Source organism: Pseudomonas sp. M20 (assembly GCF_045037865.1).
In the GTDB taxonomy this organism is placed as follows: domain Bacteria; phylum Pseudomonadota; class Gammaproteobacteria; order Pseudomonadales; family Pseudomonadaceae; genus Aquipseudomonas.
Genome location: NZ_CP173611.1, coordinates 3,081,679 through 3,097,143, shown reverse-complemented (window position 1 = coordinate 3,097,143; position 15,465 = coordinate 3,081,679). Strand labels below are relative to the sequence as shown.

At 60.5% G+C, this 15,465-nt stretch carries 13 protein-coding genes and 1 riboswitch; of the genes, 5 read left to right on the top strand and 8 right to left on the bottom strand.

What is annotated here, in order from left to right; genetic code table 11:
• Nucleotides 1–67: 67 nt before the first annotated feature.
• Both ACI514_RS13670 and ACI514_RS13665 read left to right on the top strand, forming a co-directional pair.
• The gene (locus ACI514_RS13670; protein WP_405124054.1) at nt 68–2,284 is read left to right on the top strand and encodes a TonB-dependent receptor; all 2,217 of its coding nucleotides are present in this window, start codon (nt 68–70) and stop codon (nt 2,282–2,284) included.
• Between the two features lie 132 nt (nt 2,285–2,416).
• Nucleotides 2,417–2,836 (top strand): fe2+ zn2+ uptake regulation protein, encoded by a 420-nt coding sequence (locus tag ACI514_RS13665; RefSeq protein ID WP_405124053.1) that lies wholly within the window; start codon nt 2,417–2,419, stop codon nt 2,834–2,836.
• Here ACI514_RS13665 and ACI514_RS13660 read toward each other — a convergent pair.
• Nucleotides 2,774–3,379 (bottom strand): response regulator transcription factor, encoded by a 606-nt coding sequence (locus tag ACI514_RS13660; protein ID WP_160057412.1) that lies wholly within the window; start codon nt 3,377–3,379, stop codon nt 2,774–2,776. The genes ACI514_RS13665 and ACI514_RS13660 overlap by 63 nt on opposite strands.
• Before the next feature lie 114 nt (nt 3,380–3,493).
• Here ACI514_RS13660 and ACI514_RS13655 point away from each other — a divergent pair, with 114 nt between their 5' ends.
• The gene (locus ACI514_RS13655) at nt 3,494–5,110 is read left to right on the top strand and encodes a hybrid sensor histidine kinase/response regulator (protein WP_160057413.1); all 1,617 of its coding nucleotides are present in this window, start codon (nt 3,494–3,496) and stop codon (nt 5,108–5,110) included.
• A 100-nt stretch (nt 5,111–5,210) separates the two neighbouring features.
• Here ACI514_RS13655 and yecR read toward each other — a convergent pair whose 3' ends face one another.
• The 4 genes from yecR to ACI514_RS13635 all read right to left on the bottom strand — a co-directional run bounded on the left by yecR (nt 5,211) and on the right by ACI514_RS13635 (nt 8,920).
• Nucleotides 5,211–5,519 (bottom strand): YecR family lipoprotein, encoded by a 309-nt coding sequence (yecR, locus tag ACI514_RS13650; RefSeq protein WP_160057414.1) that lies wholly within the window; start codon nt 5,517–5,519, stop codon nt 5,211–5,213.
• 32 nt (nt 5,520–5,551) lie between these two features.
• Entirely contained in the window at nt 5,552–5,866 is a 315-nt protein-coding gene (locus tag ACI514_RS13645) for a hypothetical protein (protein WP_405124052.1), read from the bottom strand.
• Between the two features lie 508 nt (nt 5,867–6,374).
• Nucleotides 6,375–7,547 carry a cystathionine gamma-synthase gene (locus ACI514_RS13640; protein WP_405124051.1) on the bottom strand — a complete coding sequence of 391 codons (1,173 nt, stop codon included), beginning with the start codon at nt 7,545–7,547 and terminating at the stop codon, nt 6,375–6,377.
• Entirely contained in the window at nt 7,544–8,920 is a 1,377-nt protein-coding gene (locus ACI514_RS13635) for a pyridoxal-phosphate dependent enzyme (RefSeq protein WP_016987096.1), read from the bottom strand. Before ACI514_RS13635 ends, ACI514_RS13640 begins: the two co-directional genes overlap by 4 nt.
• A 423-nt stretch (nt 8,921–9,343) precedes the next feature.
• Here ACI514_RS13635 and metE point away from each other — a divergent pair, with 423 nt between their 5' ends.
• Entirely contained in the window at nt 9,344–11,632 is a 2,289-nt protein-coding gene (metE, locus tag ACI514_RS13630; RefSeq protein WP_405124050.1) for a 5-methyltetrahydropteroyltriglutamate--homocysteine S-methyltransferase, read from the top strand.
• Between the two features lie 217 nt (nt 11,633–11,849).
• Nucleotides 11,850–12,356, top strand: coding sequence for a GNAT family N-acetyltransferase (locus ACI514_RS13625; RefSeq protein WP_160057419.1), 507 nt, complete (start codon nt 11,850–11,852; stop codon nt 12,354–12,356).
• Here ACI514_RS13625 and ACI514_RS13620 read toward each other — a convergent pair.
• From ACI514_RS13620 to ACI514_RS13610, 3 genes are read right to left on the bottom strand one after another with little or no spacing between them, the layout of a single operon-like run.
• Nucleotides 12,340–13,104, bottom strand: coding sequence for an ABC transporter ATP-binding protein (locus ACI514_RS13620; RefSeq protein ID WP_405124049.1), 765 nt, complete (start codon nt 13,102–13,104; stop codon nt 12,340–12,342). The two genes, ACI514_RS13625 and ACI514_RS13620, sit on opposite strands and share 17 nt — an antisense overlap.
• Entirely contained in the window at nt 13,101–14,105 is a 1,005-nt protein-coding gene (locus tag ACI514_RS13615) for an iron ABC transporter permease (protein WP_174244502.1), read from the bottom strand. Before ACI514_RS13615 ends, ACI514_RS13620 begins: the two co-directional genes overlap by 4 nt.
• Nucleotides 14,106–14,113: 8 nt before the next feature.
• A complete protein-coding gene (locus ACI514_RS13610) occupies nt 14,114–15,127 on the bottom strand; it encodes an ABC transporter substrate-binding protein (protein ID WP_405124048.1) in 1,014 nt (337 codons plus the stop codon).
• Nucleotides 15,128–15,270: 143 nt separating this feature from the next.
• A riboswitch (cobalamin riboswitch) is annotated at nt 15,271–15,465 on the bottom strand.

Below are 15,465 nucleotides of genomic sequence, written 5' to 3'. Positions count from 1 at the left end.
TTTTTCGCAGATCGACTGGCAATAGGAGTGATTACCATTTTCCCTCGATGAAAAGGATCCTCACGTCATGCCTGTTGTCAGTCGTCCTTGCGGTGAGCGGGTGTTAGCACTCGCCGTGCGTACCGCCATGCTGAATTTCGTTTTGGTCGCAGGAAGCGCCAACGCTTGGGCCGCCAGCCCCGAGCAACCAGGCGTTGCCGCCGACCCGACTGCGAACGCCGCGCCGGACGCGCTGACCCTCGACACCACCAACGTCAACGCCCGTTACAACGGCGCGACTGCCTTGCCGGAAACCCTCGCCGGTGGTCAGGTGGCGCGCGGCGCACGGCTGGGCATGCTGGGCAACAAAGACGTGATGGACACGCCGTTCAGCGTCACCAGCTACACCGCCAAAACCCTCGCCGATCTGCAAACCGTGACTGTCGCCGACGCCTTGGAACGCGACCCTTCGGTGCGCTCGACCGGGCAGACCGGCGGTATCGTCGACTCGTTTTTCATCCGTGGCTTCCCGATCGGCGAAGGCAACCTTGGTGAGCTGGCGTTCGACGGCGTCTACGGTGTCGCGCCGAATTATCGGGTGTTCACCGACTACGCCGAGCGCGTCGAAGTGCTCAAAGGGCCGGGCGCGCTGATGTACGGCATTTCGCCGAACAGCGGCGTCGGCGGCGTGATCAACATCGTGCCCAAGCGCCCGCTGGATGAAGACCTGACCCGGTTCACCGGCACCTATGCCTCGGATTCGCAGGTCGGTGGGCACCTGGACCTGAGCCGGCGTTTCGGTTCGGAAAACCAGTTCGGCGTGCGTTTCAACGGCAACCTGCAGGGTGGCGATACCGCCGTCGATGATCAGCATCGCGACCTCGGTGTCGGCGCGATCGCTCTGGATTATCGCGGCGAGCGTCTGCGCCTGAACCTCGATTACATCAGCCAGAAAGAAAGCTGGGAGGGCGCTTCGCGGCCCTTCACCATTGCGCCGGGCGTTGATGTGCCGTCTGCGCCGAACGGCCGCACCAATCACTCGCAGGACTGGGGCTGGTCGGATACCAAAGAGCAGTCGGCGTTGCTCGGTGGCGAATATGACCTGACCGACAACGTCACCGTGTTCGCTCATGCCGGCGGTGGTAGATCCGATGTCAAACGCCTGTCCGACCAGGTGCCGAGAATCCTCAATGATGCGGGTGATACCAGCAACATTCCCGGCTACTACAAATTCAACGTTGATCGCTCGACGGCTGATGTCGGTATGCGTGGTGTGTTTGCCACTGGCCCGATCACTCACACCACCACGGTCATGGCGACCCGGTATCAGGATGAACTGTCACGCGGCATCAACAACGGCACGGCCATCCTGTCGAATATCTACCATCCGATCGACAGGCCGCAGCAGTACATCAATTCGCCGAAAGTGTTGCGCGTTTCCGAATCGGAACTGTCCGGCGTGGCGTTGACCGACACGATGTCGATGCTCGATGACCGCTTCCAGTTGACCCTCGGCGTGCGTCGCCAGGACATCGAATCGCGTAACTACAACGCGGCCGGTGCGGTCAGTTCGAAATACAAGGACAACGCCACGAGCCCGCTGGTCGGCGTGGTGATCAAGCCTTGGGAGGACGTTTCGCTCTACTACAATTATGTCGAAGGTCTGAGCAAGGGCGACATCGCCCCGGGCACGGCGTCCAATGCCGGCGAAACCTTTGCCCCGTACGAATCCAAGCAGCATGAGATCGGCGTCAAGTATGAACACGGCACGTTCATGACGACGTTGGCGTTGTTCCAGATCGAGAAGCCGAGCGGTGAAGTCGGTGCCGACAACGTGTTCTCTGTGCAGGCCGAACAACGCAACCGTGGTGTCGAGTTGAGCATGTTCGGCGAAGTGGCACCGGGCACTCGCCTGATGGGCGGGGTGACCGTGCTCGACGGCGAGCTGACCGATTCGGCGACCCAAGCCAATCGCGGCAACAAACCGGTTGGCGTGCCGGACGTGCAAGCCAACGTATGGGCCGAATGGGACACGCCATGGCTTGAAGGCTTCACCCTTACCGGCGGTGCGATTTACACCGACAGCCAGTACGTCAACCAGGCCAACACTCAGGAACTGGATGCCTGGACCCGCATCGACGCCGGCGCGCGTTATGCGACCAGAATCGAAGGCCGGCCCACCACGTTCCGCGCCACCGTGCAGAACGTCTTCGATCGTGAGTACTGGTCGGGCGTGGCGTCCTACGGCGCGTTCTCTCCGGGTTATCCACGGACCTTGCAGCTGTCGGCCACGGTCGATTTCTGACGGGGCGGGAAGGGCGGCGCTGTCGTCACCTTCTATATAGAAAGTCACGATCACGTTGCCTGTCCGACACGTGGTCGGCAGGCGGGAAGCAGCTGCGACCCGCCTGAACATTTTAGAAAGGGAGTATTCGCCATGTTTAACCACCCAGGCGTTGGCGCTGTAAACGCACCTTCAGCGTTTCGGACAGCGAACAACCCATTGGCCTTTGAGTTTGATCGCAGCGCCAATACGCATATTCGCGAACTGCTGCGCCACTTCGGACTGCGCACCAGCCTGATCCGCTTCAAAGTCATCAATGCACTGGTGGTGGCCGACCGTGACGGACATGGGATCGGGGTGAATGGTGTGCATGCGTTTGTCGAGTCTTCATCGCCCGAGCTGTCGTTCGTCAGTGTGCGTGAAGTGCTCAAGCGTCTGGGTGAAGAGGGGCTGATCGTGCTCGGGAGTGACAAGACCTACCGATTTTCCACTGAGGCCATGGAATTGCTGCTACAGAGTCCCCGTGTATTTCACGGCGGCGGCCGCTCGCGAGGGCACATTGAGCGTGCGTAATAAAGAAGACACATGAATGCGCACCGTGAACGGGGAGATATCCAGGTCGCGGGCGATTTCCTTGTTGGTCTTGCCTTGGGCGATCAAGCGCAGCACGTCCTGCTGACGGGGTGTGAGGGCGGTGTCGGTTTCCAGCGGTAGCAGGCCTGACGGCGCGAACTTCACCAGTACTTCACCTTCGCGAATCGCCAGAATCGCCTGACCGATTTCATCGGGGGCAATATTTTTGCCGATAAAACCGTCAATGCCAGCGGCCATGACTTCGCTGATCAACGCCTCATCATCGACCATCGACACCACAATCAGCGTGGTGCGCGGCAAGCGCTGGCGCAGCCCGGCGAGCTGGCTGACGCAGGTCAGTCCGGGAAAACGCAGATCGAGTATCAGGGTGTCGGGCTCTTCACCCGAGAGCAGCAGCGTCAGCACCGTGTCGAGATCGCCGGCTTCGTCGATGACGGCTGCGGGGAGTAAACGCTGCACCGTGCGCAACATTGCCTCGCGAAACAGCGGGTGATCGTCGGCTATGATAATTCGGCATGTCATGGCATGACCCTCCCTGGGTCAGGCGTTGCTCAAGATCTGCACATTAGCACCGAGCGCAAGGGTTGCCTGTAGGCTGCTTCTGAATCTGACGAATACCGCACAAGGACGTTTCCCATGAAGTTCGAGAAAAACACCGAACTGGACCAGGCCAATCTTCGCATTATCATCGCCGCGATTGCCGTGGTTTACATGCTCGTCCTCGGTTTTTTGCCGGGACAGCGCTTCGATACGTATTTGCCCGTGATCACTTACATTGGCCTGTTTTTGCTGGCCTCGATCGGTTTGCGTCAGGCGATTGCACGCTGGCCGGGGCATTACCCGGCGCGGCGGATTTTTTCCATGGTCCACGATTACACCGGCACCTGTTTCGGTCTGGTGGTCGGTGGTGAGGCGGCGTTGCCGCTGTATGCGGTGATCATCTGGGTCAACCTCGGCAATGGCATGCGCTACGGCTCGCGCTATCTGGCGATTGCCACGGCGCTGGCGTTAGTGGCGTTGCTGTGTGTCTATCGCCTGACGCCAGTGTGGCAAGCGCAACCGTTCATGGTGTTGATGCTGATGCTCACCAGCACGGTGATTCCGTTCTATGCGCATCTGCTGTTGGAGCGCACACGTAAAGCCTCCGAAGAAGCCGTCGCAGCGAATCTGGAAAAGTCGCGGTTTCTCGCTCAGGCCAGTCATGATCTGCGCCAGCCGATTCACTCCATCGGCCTGTTTACCGCGTGCCTGCGGGAGTCGCGGTTAGGGAATGAGGAGCGGCGTCTGGTCGATAACATCGACCGATCACTGCTCAATGTTTCGCAACTGTTCCGCTCGATTCTCGATCTGTACACCCTCGATAACGGCCGGATTCTGCCCAAACTGCAAACCTTCAATTTGGGTGAATGGCTCGCGGATCTGATTCGCCAGAACGCTGAAGCAGCACGTTGGGCCGGGGTCGAGCTGCGGTTGCGCCCCTGTGAATATTGGGTGCGCACGGATCCGGCGTTGCTCGCGACCCTGGTGCAGAACGTGCTTTCCAACTGCTTCAAATATGGCGCGCATCGGCCGGTGCTGATCGGCGTGCGCCGGCGCGGAGCGGGGCTGGCCATCGTGATTTATGACCGCGGCAACGGTATCGCCGAAGACCATCTGGCCAAGGTGTTCGAGGAGTTTTATCGAGTGCGCCAAGTACGCGACAAAGACGTCGAAGGCGTCGGGCTCGGGTTGTCGATCGTCAAGCGTCTGGGCGAGTTGATCGGTGTCGGCGTTGACCTGCGTTCGCGGCTTGGGCGGGGAACGGCAGTGACCTTGTACGGCCTGTCAATCGCTGCGCCCGCACCGTTAACGGTCAATCGCGACGAGGCGCGTCAGGTCGGTTTGCTGACCGGGCTGAAGGTGTGTCTGGTGGAGGATGATCGCAACGTATTGCTCGCGACTTCAGCGTTATTGGAGCGTTGGGGCTGTGTGGTTCAAGCGGAACTGAGCGGGCAGGATTTGATGACCGACTGCGACATCATCGTCGCTGACTATGACCTCGGCACCCACGCCACTGGCATCGAGTGTATTGACGATGTCCGCAAGCGCAGAGGCTGGGCGGTTCCGGCGATGATCATCACCGGGCACGACGTCGAAAAAATCCAGGCGGCCCTGCACGATCGCCAGATTGCCATTCTGTCCAAACCGGTGCGCCCGGTCGAACTGCGCGCGACCCTGCGAGCGCTGCGCGACTGCGAAACCCAAACCCTGTAGATACTCTGTTCATGCTGCGATCTCTTGATCTTCATTTTCAGGATCAAAATCAAAAGATCGCAGCCTCGTTGCACTCGACAGCTCCTACAGGGTCAAGCGTCTAGCGTTTGCACAGGTAATCCTGGGTGATGGTGGTCTGCAGGCAGTTGTACTGGCCCATGGTGCGGCAGATGTTTTTCTCGGAACCGGTGACCTCGGCGTTTTTGTAGCCCCAGGTCTTGCAGCGTTGCGTGGCAACGGTCAAACCTTGTTCGGCGCTGGTCTGGCCGCTTTCGAACTGGCCCAGTTCATAGGAGACCTGGACGACGCCATCGTTTTTGCTGCCGCCAGTGGCTTCCCATTGTTTTGGCGTGGCGCAGCCGGTGAGGAACAGGGCGCTGAGGGTGAGTGTTGCGATCAGGGTTTTCATGGGCAAACGGTATCCTTTACCGGGCGGGGAAATTATTGCAGCGGGATTGGCGAAGCGCCTTTTGGCAGGCAGGAAAGCGGCGGCGACATCATGCCCATGCTCGCCACGGCGATGATGACGCCACTGGGCAATTCACAGTTGTATTCCCCGGCCGGGGTGTAGGCGGTGTAGTAGGTGAGGGTGCTGTCGTTGCGGATATTGTCGATCTTCGACACCGGTTTACCGATCACCGTTTGCGCGCGTTCTTTCATGCTCGCTTCAGTGGGTTTGACGGTCTGGCAGCCGGCCACGCCGAGCAGCACGGCGCCGACCAGGGTGATCTTGCAGAGGTTTGCATGCAGTTTCATGGTGTGTCTTCCTTGGTGTTGTTCTGATTTCCAGGCACAACGATCCCGTACGCTGCGAACAGGCAACGTCGAGGAACATCGAGGGTGCGGGGGAATATAGCGCCAGCGGACAGGGCGGTCGATTAGCACAAATGTGCTAGTGCGGCGGGGGATCGACGGGCGTTAGGCGCTTCGCTTTCTGCCCGCTTCGGGCAAAGCTCGAATTGATCTAAAAATGCCAGGGCGCTCGTGCGAGGCTTTGCTAGGCTCAAAGATGTAGGCGAAGACGCAGACTGATGCGCAATCGGATAGCAAGGGGGCGTGGGGCGCGCTCCGAAAGGTACACGGTTAGAAAGATCTCCGCGCTGAGATCCAGCCCTTATGCCGTGTGAAGCAGCCGAGGCCGTACCTTTTCAATTTGGCCCGGTACTGTGGGAAGCCCGATAAACCTTGTAAGCCAGAGACCAGCACTGGCCGCCTGCTCGAACACCAAAGCCCGCTTCGTGCGGGCTTTGTCGTTCATGCAAGGTCAGATCGATTGCAGCGCCTGCGCCAGATCGGCGCGCAAGTCTTCGACGTCTTCAACGCCAACCGACAGGCGCACCAGACCGTCGCCAATGCCCAGTTTGGCGCGGGTATCCGCCGGAATCGTCGCGTGGGTCATGATCGCCGGGTGCTCGATCAGGCTTTCCACGCCACCGAGACTTTCCGCCAATGCGAAGATCTTCACGTTCTCAAGGAAGCGCCGCGCACCCGCCAGATCACTGTTCAGATCGACGGAAATCATCCCGCCGAAACCGCGCATCTGGCGCTTGGCCAACTCATGCTGCGGATGCGAGGCCAGCCCCGGATAGTAGACGCGTTTGACCTGCGGTTGCTGTTCCAGCCACTGCGCCAGATCCAGCGCGTTGCTGCAATGACGCTCCATGCGCAGCGCCAGGGTTTTCACCCCGCGCAGAGTCAGAAACGCATCGAACGGCCCGGCAATCGCACCGACTGCGTTCTGCAAGAAGCCCAGTTTCTCGGCCAGTTCTTCGTTCTGCCCGACCACGGCGATGCCGCCGATGACGTCGGAGTGACCGTTCAGGTACTTGGTGGTCGAGTGCAGCACGATGTCGAAACCCAACTCCAGCGGCCGCTGGATATAAGGGCTGGCGAAGGTGTTGTCGGCTACGCAGATGATCCCGCGAGCGCGGCAGATACGGGCGATCGCGGCCAGATCCGACAGGCTCAGCAGTGGGTTGGTCGGTGACTCGACAATCACCAGACGTGTGTCGTCCTGCAGCGCCGCTTCGAACGCCGCCAGGTCAGTCAAATCGACGTAGCTGAAACGGTGTCCGGCACTGCGCTGACGAACCTTGTCGAACAGGCGGAACGTGCCGCCGTACAAGTCATTGCCGGAGATCACGTGCGAACCGGCATCGATCAGTTCGAGCACCGTGGAAATCGTCGCCAGCCCGGAGGCGAACGCAAACGCCTGGGTGCCGCCTTCAAGGTCCGCCACGCAACGCTCCAGGGCAAAACGCGTCGGGTTGTGCGAGCGCCCGTAGTCGAAACCCTTGTGCACGCCGGGGCTGTCTTGCAGGTACGTGGAGTTGGCGTAGATCGGCGGCATCAGCGCGCCAGTGGTCGGGTCCGGTTCCTGCCCGGCGTGGATCACCCGGGTCGCGAAGCCTTGGGATTTATCGTCGTGCTGACTCATGCGAGGGATCTCCGTAATTGGTTGAGCATGTCGGTGCGGGTGATCAGGCCATGGAAGCCCGATGCATCGGCGATGATGGCGACGAGGCCACGGCTGAGCACCGCTTCCAGCTCGGCAAGGCTGGCACCGGGGGCAAGGGTTTGCAGCTTGTCGGTCATCACGCTGGACACCGATTGGCTGAAGCGGGCGGCGTCTTCGTGCACCGGCAGGAGGATGTCGGATTCGTCGATCACGCCGACCAGTTGTTTGCCTTCCACCAGCACCGGCAACTGCGAAACATCGGCCAGGCGCATGCGCTGGAACGCGGTCAGCAGGGTGTCGTCAGGGCCGACACTGATCACGCGGCCGTCCTCGAAGCGCCGGGCGATCAGATCACGCAGGTCACCGTAACCCTTGCGCTGCAACAGGCCTTGATCGGTCATCCATTGGTCGTTGTAAACCTTCGACAAGTAGCGCGTGCCGGTGTCGCAGACGAAGCTGACCACGCGTTTCGGCTCGGTCTGTTCGCGGCAATAACGCAGCGCCGCCGCGAGCAGGGTGCCGGTCGAGGAGCCGCCGAGAATGCCTTCGGCCTTGAGCAACTGACGCGCGTGATCGAAGCTTTCTTCGTCACTGATCGAGTAGGCGTGGCGCACGCTGGAGAGGTCGGTAATCGATGGAATAAAGTCTTCACCAATGCCTTCCACCGCCCATGAACCGGGCGTCGGCAGCGAGCCGTCGCGGCTGTATTGCGCCATCACCGAACCGACCGGGTCGGCCAGGACCATTTCCAGATCCGGTTGCACACGCTTGAAGAAGCGACTCAGGCCGGTCAGCGTACCGGCCGAACCGACACCGACGACGATCGCGTCCAGGTCATGTTCGGTCTGCGCCCAGATCTCCGGCGCGGTGCTGCATTCGTGGGCCAGAGGGTTGGCCGGGTTGTTGAACTGGTCGGCGAAAAATGCGCCGGGAATGTCTTTCGCCAAACGGGCGGCGACATCCTGGTAATACTCGGGATGGCCCTTGCCGACGTCGGAGCGGGTGATGTGCACCTCGGCGCCCATGGCCTTCAAGTGCAGGACTTTCTCGGTGGACATTTTGTCCGGCACCACCAGTACCACGCGATAGCCTTTGGCGCGGCCAACCAGTGCCAGGCCCAGGCCGGTGTTGCCGGCGGTGGCTTCGACGATGGTGCCGCCGGGTTGCAGGCGACCATCACGTTCGGCGGCGTCGATCATCGCCAGACCGATGCGGTCCTTGATCGAACCACCGGGGTTCTGCGATTCAAGTTTGAGAAACAGCGTGCAAGGCCCAGTGTCGAAGCGGGTGACTTGCACCAGTGGAGTATTGCCGATCAGCCCAAGTACGGCAGGGCGTGATTCCTTAGACATTTCTTCACCTCTTTGTGGTGTTGATCGCGTTCCAATCGCGGGGAAAAGACTCGCGTGCAACATAGGCTCAGACATCAGCTGTCGCAACCTTTAGTCGGTCGCAAATACAGCCATTTCGATCTAACGATAGATCGAAATCAAAGACCTGCGGGGGTGCTTTCGGGTGCGTTTATACGGAGGCGTCATCGAGTTTTCAAAGGGCGTCTTCATGGCGACGAACAGCTTGAATTACCAAGAAATTTACTGCCGCAAAAACCGTCCAGCCGTCGCCCGCGCGCTCAACTCTGCAATGTCTTCAGTTGACAGGCTGGGATGATTTGATCATGAGGGAAACTCGTGTTGATCAAGATTAAATTGAGTTTGTCTCACTAGCGACCGATGCCGACAATGGCCGCCATCAACAGAACATTGGAGTTGTTTGTTATGGCACTGGCCCATTCCTTTGGATTTCCGCGCATCGGTCGCGACCGCGAACTGAAAAAAGCGCAAGAGGCGTTCTGGAAAGGAGAACTGAACGAGGCAGGCCTGCGTGACGTCGGTCGCGAGTTGCGCAAGGCCCATTGGGACCTGCAGAAAAACGCCGGCATCGAGTTGCTGCCGGTTGGCGATTTCGCCTGGTATGACCAGGTGCTGACGCACTCGCTGATGTTCGGCGTCATCCCCGAGCGCTTCCGTCCGCATGACGGCAAAGCCAATCTGCAGACCTTGTTCGCCATGGCCCGTGGTGTCAGCGACAGCTGCTGTGGCGGTGCACACGCCCAGGAAATGACCAAGTGGTTCGACACCAACTATCACTATCTGGTCCCGGAATTCAGTGCGGATCAACAGTTCCAGTTGGGCTGGGAGCAGTTGTTCGAAGAAGTCGAAGAAGCCCGTGCACTGGGCCATAACGTCAAACCGGTGATCATCGGCCCGCTGACGTATCTGTGGCTGGGCAAGGCCAAAGGCGCCGAATTCGACAAGCTCGAACTGCTTGATCGTCTGCTGCCACTGTACGGGCAGATCTTCGCGCGTCTTGCCGCCCAAGGCGTCGAGTGGGTGCAGATCGACGAGCCGATTCTGGTGCTCGACCTGCCGCAGGAATGGAAGAACGCTTTCGAGCGGGCCTACAACCAGATTCAGCGGGATCCGCTGAAGAAGCTGCTGGCGACTTACTTCGGGGGCCTGGAAGAAAACCTCGGCCTGGCCGCCAACCTGCCGGTCGACGGTTTGCACATCGATCTGGTGCGCGCACCAGAGCAATACCCGACCATTCTTGATCGTCTGCCGGCCTATAAAGTGTTGTCCTTGGGCGTGGTCAATGGCCGTAACGTCTGGCGCTGCGATCTGGAAAATGCCCTGGCAACGTTGCAGCATGCCCATGAACGTTTGGGTGATCGCTTGTGGGTGGCGCCGTCCTGTTCGTTGCTGCACAGCCCGGTGGATCTGGGCCGTGAAGACAAGCTCGATGCCGAGTTGAAAAGCTGGCTGGCCTTTGCCGTACAGAAGTGCGAAGAAGTGGCGGTGCTGGCCCAAGCCGTCAACCAACCGGAAGCGCCGAATGTGCTGCGTGCCCTGACCGAAAGCCGTTCGGTGCAGGCCGCCCGCGCGGCGTCGCCACGTATTCACAAGCCTGCCGTTCAGGCTCGGGTTACCGCTATCACGGCCAAGGACAGTCAGCGTCAGTCGCTGTTCGCCCAGCGCATTGCCAAACAGCGCGCTGGCCTGGACCTGCCGCTGTTCCCGACCACGACGATCGGTTCGTTCCCGCAAACCGCGTCGATCCGCCTCGCTCGTCAGTCGTTCAAACAGGGCAAGCTGACCAAAGCCGAATACACCGAAGCCATGCACAGCGAGATCCGTCACGCAGTGGAAATCCAGGAGCGTCTGGGCCTCGATGTGCTGGTGCACGGTGAAGCCGAGCGCAATGACATGGTCGAATACTTCGCCGAGCAGCTCGACGGTTATGTGTTTACCCGTTTTGGCTGGGTACAAAGTTACGGTTCGCGTTGCGTTAAACCGGCGGCGATCTTCGGTGACCTCAGCCGCCCGAAAGCCATGACTGTCGAGTGGATCCGCTACGCCCAAGGCCTGACCGACAAAGTCATGAAAGGCATGCTGACCGGCCCGGTGACCATGCTGATGTGGTCGTTCCCGCGTGAAGACGTGAGCCGCGAAGTGCAGGCCCGACAACTGGCCTTGGCGATCCGCGATGAAGTGGTCGATCTGGAGGCCGCCGGCATCAAGATCGTGCAGATCGACGAAGCGGCCTTCCGTGAGGGGCTGCCGTTGCGTCAGGCGCAGTGGCAGCAGTATCTGGACTGGGCGACGGAAGTGTTCCGCCTGTGCGCCTCGGGCGTGCGCGACGAAACGCAGATCCACACGCACATGTGCTACAGCGAGTTCAACGATGTGATCGAATCCATCGCGGCGATGGATGCCGACGTGATCACCATCGAGACTTCGCGCTCGGACATGGAATTGCTGGAGGCGTTCGAAGCCTTCGCTTACCCGAACGACATCGGCCCGGGCGTCTACGACATCCACTCGCCACGCATTCCGGACGCTTCGGAAATGGCTAATCTGCTGCGCAAGGCTGCCAAGCGGATTCCGGCTGAGCGCCTATGGGTCAACCCGGATTGCGGTTTGAAAACCCGTGGCTGGCCGGAGACGGAAGCGGCGCTGGTGCACATGGTTACTGCCGCCCGGCAATTGCGTAAAGAGTTGGCCTGACACCTTAACCACCTGAATAAACACAACCCCTTGTAGGAGTGAGCCTGCTCGCGATAGCGGTGTGTCAGTCAACTCATCGGTGACTGACACACCGCTATCGCGAGCAGGCTCACTCCTACAGGGGTTGTGTATGTATTTTCAGAAACGGGAATTCTCATGGCATCGCCGAAAAGCTGTTGCTACTGTAGTCAGCCGCAGTTCAGGTATTTGCCGCTAAATGAGTGATCAACCCGTTATCCAGACTGTGTCCGACGCAGACATTCCTGAAGTTCTGGATTTTGTTCTAAAGGCCCGTGCCGAGCTTTTTCCCAAGCTCAGCGCGACCGGTATGCCTGACGATCTGGCGCGTTTTGCCGAGGTTTATCTGCGTGGGGCAGGGCGCTTTCTGATTGCTCGCCATGAAGGGCACATCGTCGCGTCCATCGGCTATCTCCCTTACGACCGGCGCTTCCCGCACTTGCCCTATCCGGACCTTGAAGTGGTGGAAATCGTCCGTCTGTTTGTCCTGCCATCGCAGCGCCGCTCAGGGCTGGCCGGTGCGATATATCGATCACTCAAAGACCTGGCACTCGCCGACGGAGTCGAGGTGATCTACCTGCACACCCATCCGTTTCTGCCGGGGGCCATCGAGTTCTGGCAGCGGCAGGGCTTCGAGATAATCGATGTCGACGCTGACCCGGTCTGGCAAACAACCCACATGCACAACGTCATGAGTGAAATCTGAGAATCTGCGCCCCATCAAACGGGTCCGTCAGATAATGCGCCCTGACCCCGAAAGTCTCGTGTAACCGCTGTGGTGTCAGCACCTCCAACGGTTCGCCCAGCGCCACCAGTCGCCCGCGCTCCAGCACCGCCAGACGATCACATTTCAACGCCTGATTAAGGTCATGCAATGCGATCAGCGTGGTCACCGGCAACGCTTGCACCACATTGAGGATGGTCAGTTGATGCTGAATGTCGAGGTGGTTGGCTGGCTCATCCAACAATAGAATTTGCGGTCGCTGCGCCAATGCCCGAGCAATGTGCACCCGCTGCCGCTCGCCGCCGGACAGACTGCGCCAGAGACGCGTGCGCAGGTGCATGGCGTCAACGTCGTTCAGCGCCTGCTGAACAATCGCGTCGTCCGCCGCCGACCATGGTTGCAGCGCCGACAGCCAAGGCGTGCGCCCCAACGCCACCGCATCGAACACGCGAATGCCGTCGTCGGTGTCGGCCTGTTGTTCGACCACCGCAAGCTTTTGCGCAATGCTGCGCCGGGCCATTTTGCCCAAGCGCTGACCTTCGAGCAGGACCTCGCCAGCGCTCGGTTCGCGCAGCCCGGCCAGCAGTTTAAGCAGGGTGGATTTGCCGGATCCATTCGGCCCGACGATGCCCAGGGTTTCGCCACGCTGAACCTCAAGGCTGACACCGTTGAGCAACTCGGCGCCGCGCACTTTGAAGCTCAGACCAGAACAACTCAAAACACTGCTCATCGCGCCGATCTCCGACCCACCAGAATCAGGGCAAACACCGGCGCGCCGACCAGCGCGGTAATCACCCCGACCGGAATCACCTGGCCCTTGATCAAGGTGCGCGACAACACATCGGCAGCAATCAGAAACACCGCGCCGCCCAACGCACTGGCCGGCAGCAAACGTGCATGCCCGGTGCCGAGCAACAGCCGTGCGGCGTGGGGAATCACCAACCCGACAAAACCGATCGAACCGACAATCGACACCATCACCGCCGTCACCAGCGCCGCGCAGCCAATCAACAAAATCTGCACACGTCGCACCGGAATGCCGAGGGATGCCGCCGAATCCGCACCAAAGGTAAACGCATCCAGCGCGCGACGATGCCACAGGCACACGACCAAACCGAACACGGCCACCGGCACCGCCAGCCATACCGACGGCCAGCGCACGCCGCCAAGATTGCCCAGCAGCCAGAACATGATCCCGCGTGCCTGCTCGGAACTGGCCGAGCGGGTGATCAGAAACGCCGTGAGCGCGTTGAACAGCTGCGAGCCGGCGATCCCGGCAAGAATGATCTGCCCGGTGCCGCTGGCCGAACCGCTGACCCGCGCCAGCAGAATCACCAACACGAACGCCGTGACCGCGCCGGCGAAGGCACCGACTGACAGCGAGATCATCCCGGCGCCAACACCGAGCAGCGCCACCATCACCGCTCCGGTCGAGGCGCCGGCAGAAATCCCCAGCAGATACGGATCGGCCAACGGGTTGCGCAACAGCGACTGCAAAATCACCCCGCACGTCGCCAGACCGGCACCGCACGCGGCCGCGACCAGTGCGCGGGTCAGGCGGTAGTTCCAGACGATGCCTTCATCGATAGGATCCAGCGCGTACCCGGCGCCGCACAATTTGTTCGCCAGTACTTGCATCACCACGCTAGGTTCAATCGACGTCTCACCAATGGCCACGCCAGCAACCACTGCAATCAACAGCGTCGCCAGGGCCAGTAACGTGCGGATCAGGCTGGCACTCATTGCGACAGGTCATAGCCGTTGATGGCCGTGGCCAGTTGCTCGATGCCGTCGAACATGCGCAGGCTCGCCTGCATGGCCATGGCGTCGAGAATGATGATGCGGTTGTGTTTCACCGCGTCCATGTTGCGTGTCACCGGGTCGCTGCGCAGGAAGGCGAGTTTCTTTTCATAGTCGTCAGCGGGGAAGCGCCGACGGTCCATGCGCGCGATGACGAGGAAGGTCGGATTGGCTTTGGCGATGGTTTCCCAGCCGACCGTTGGCCACTCTTCATCGGACGCCACCACGTTACGCACGCCGAGGGTGCTGAGCATGAAATCGGGAACGCCTTTGTGCCCGGCCACGAACGGCTCGATGTCCATTTGTGCACTGGAAAACCAGACCAGCGCGCTGGCGTCCTTCAGCTGTTTGCCTTGGGCGGTGGCAATCGATTTGGCGAGGCTGGCCTTGAGCTCGTCGTTAAGTTGCTGGCCATGCTCCTGAACATCGAAGATCTGCGCCAGTTGGCTCACGCTTTTGTAAATCGTCTCGATGCGAAACGGCGCCAGTCGCGTGCCATCGGCGCCGACGAGGTTGTCCTTGGCCTCACAATCGGAGGGCAGCAGGTAGGTCGGAATCTTAAGTTCATGAAACTGCTCGCGGGTGCCCACCGCACCTTGTGGGCCGACCATCCACTCCAGTTCAACGGCAACCAGTTCCGGGCGCTTGCCGATCACCGATTCGAAACTCGGCTCGTTGTCGGCCAGGCGCTGGATCTTGTCGTCCTGCGCTTTGTACTTGGCCAGCACATTGTTGAACCACAGTGAGGTGCCGACGACTTTATCGCTCAGGCCCATGGCGTAGAGCATTTCCGTGCCGGCCTGGCCGATGGTCACGGTGCGCATCGGTGCGTGCTGGAAGGTCAGGGTGCTGCCGCAGTTGTCGATCGTCAGTGGATAGGCCGTCGGGGCCGCCTGCGCCATGGCGCAAAGGCTCAGGCCGGTAATGAGGGTGGCGATGCGGGGCAGCAGCATGGGGCAGTCTCCGAGGGAACCGTACGGGGAGCGGGAGAGTACGGATCGGAAACACATCTTCGAACGCAGTCAGGGCAACCGCGCAAGGCCGGGCAGCAAACAAAGACGCGCACGGCACGATGTCCTTCCCGGACACCCCGCCGGTTAGTAGTCACTGTGCCGGCAGGTCTCCTGACTGATGCGTCATCGCCTGGCTCCGGCCTTCCCGGGGTTCACCCAGTGGCAGTCGTGGAGCAGGCTCGGCACCTACAGTTGCGGGGGCAGTTCCGATCAATGCTGTGCAAGCACCTCGGATTCCCTGTTAGTCCCGTTCGGGAACCAGCGGCGGCATGTTAGTC

Coding starts and splice junctions, on each gene's coding strand:
- ACI514_RS13670 (WP_405124054.1), top strand. CDS start 68: ATGCCTGTTGTCAGTCGTCCTTGCGGTGAGCGGGTGTTAGCACTCGCC.
- ACI514_RS13665 (WP_405124053.1), top strand. CDS start 2,417: ATGTTTAACCACCCAGGCGTTGGCGCTGTAAACGCACCTTCAGCGTTT.
- ACI514_RS13660 (WP_160057412.1), bottom strand. CDS start 3,379: ATGACATGCCGAATTATCATAGCCGACGATCACCCGCTGTTTCGCGAG.
- ACI514_RS13655 (WP_160057413.1), top strand. CDS start 3,494: ATGAAGTTCGAGAAAAACACCGAACTGGACCAGGCCAATCTTCGCATT.
- yecR (WP_160057414.1), bottom strand. CDS start 5,519: ATGAAAACCCTGATCGCAACACTCACCCTCAGCGCCCTGTTCCTCACC.
- ACI514_RS13645 (WP_405124052.1), bottom strand. CDS start 5,866: ATGAAACTGCATGCAAACCTCTGCAAGATCACCCTGGTCGGCGCCGTG.
- ACI514_RS13640 (WP_405124051.1), bottom strand. CDS start 7,547: ATGAGTCAGCACGACGATAAATCCCAAGGCTTCGCGACCCGGGTGATC.
- ACI514_RS13635 (WP_016987096.1), bottom strand. CDS start 8,920: ATGTCTAAGGAATCACGCCCTGCCGTACTTGGGCTGATCGGCAATACT.
- metE (WP_405124050.1), top strand. CDS start 9,344: ATGGCACTGGCCCATTCCTTTGGATTTCCGCGCATCGGTCGCGACCGC.
- ACI514_RS13625 (WP_160057419.1), top strand. CDS start 11,850: ATGAGTGATCAACCCGTTATCCAGACTGTGTCCGACGCAGACATTCCT.
- ACI514_RS13620 (WP_405124049.1), bottom strand. CDS start 13,104: ATGAGCAGTGTTTTGAGTTGTTCTGGTCTGAGCTTCAAAGTGCGCGGC.
- ACI514_RS13610 (WP_405124048.1), bottom strand. CDS start 15,127: ATGCTGCTGCCCCGCATCGCCACCCTCATTACCGGCCTGAGCCTTTGC.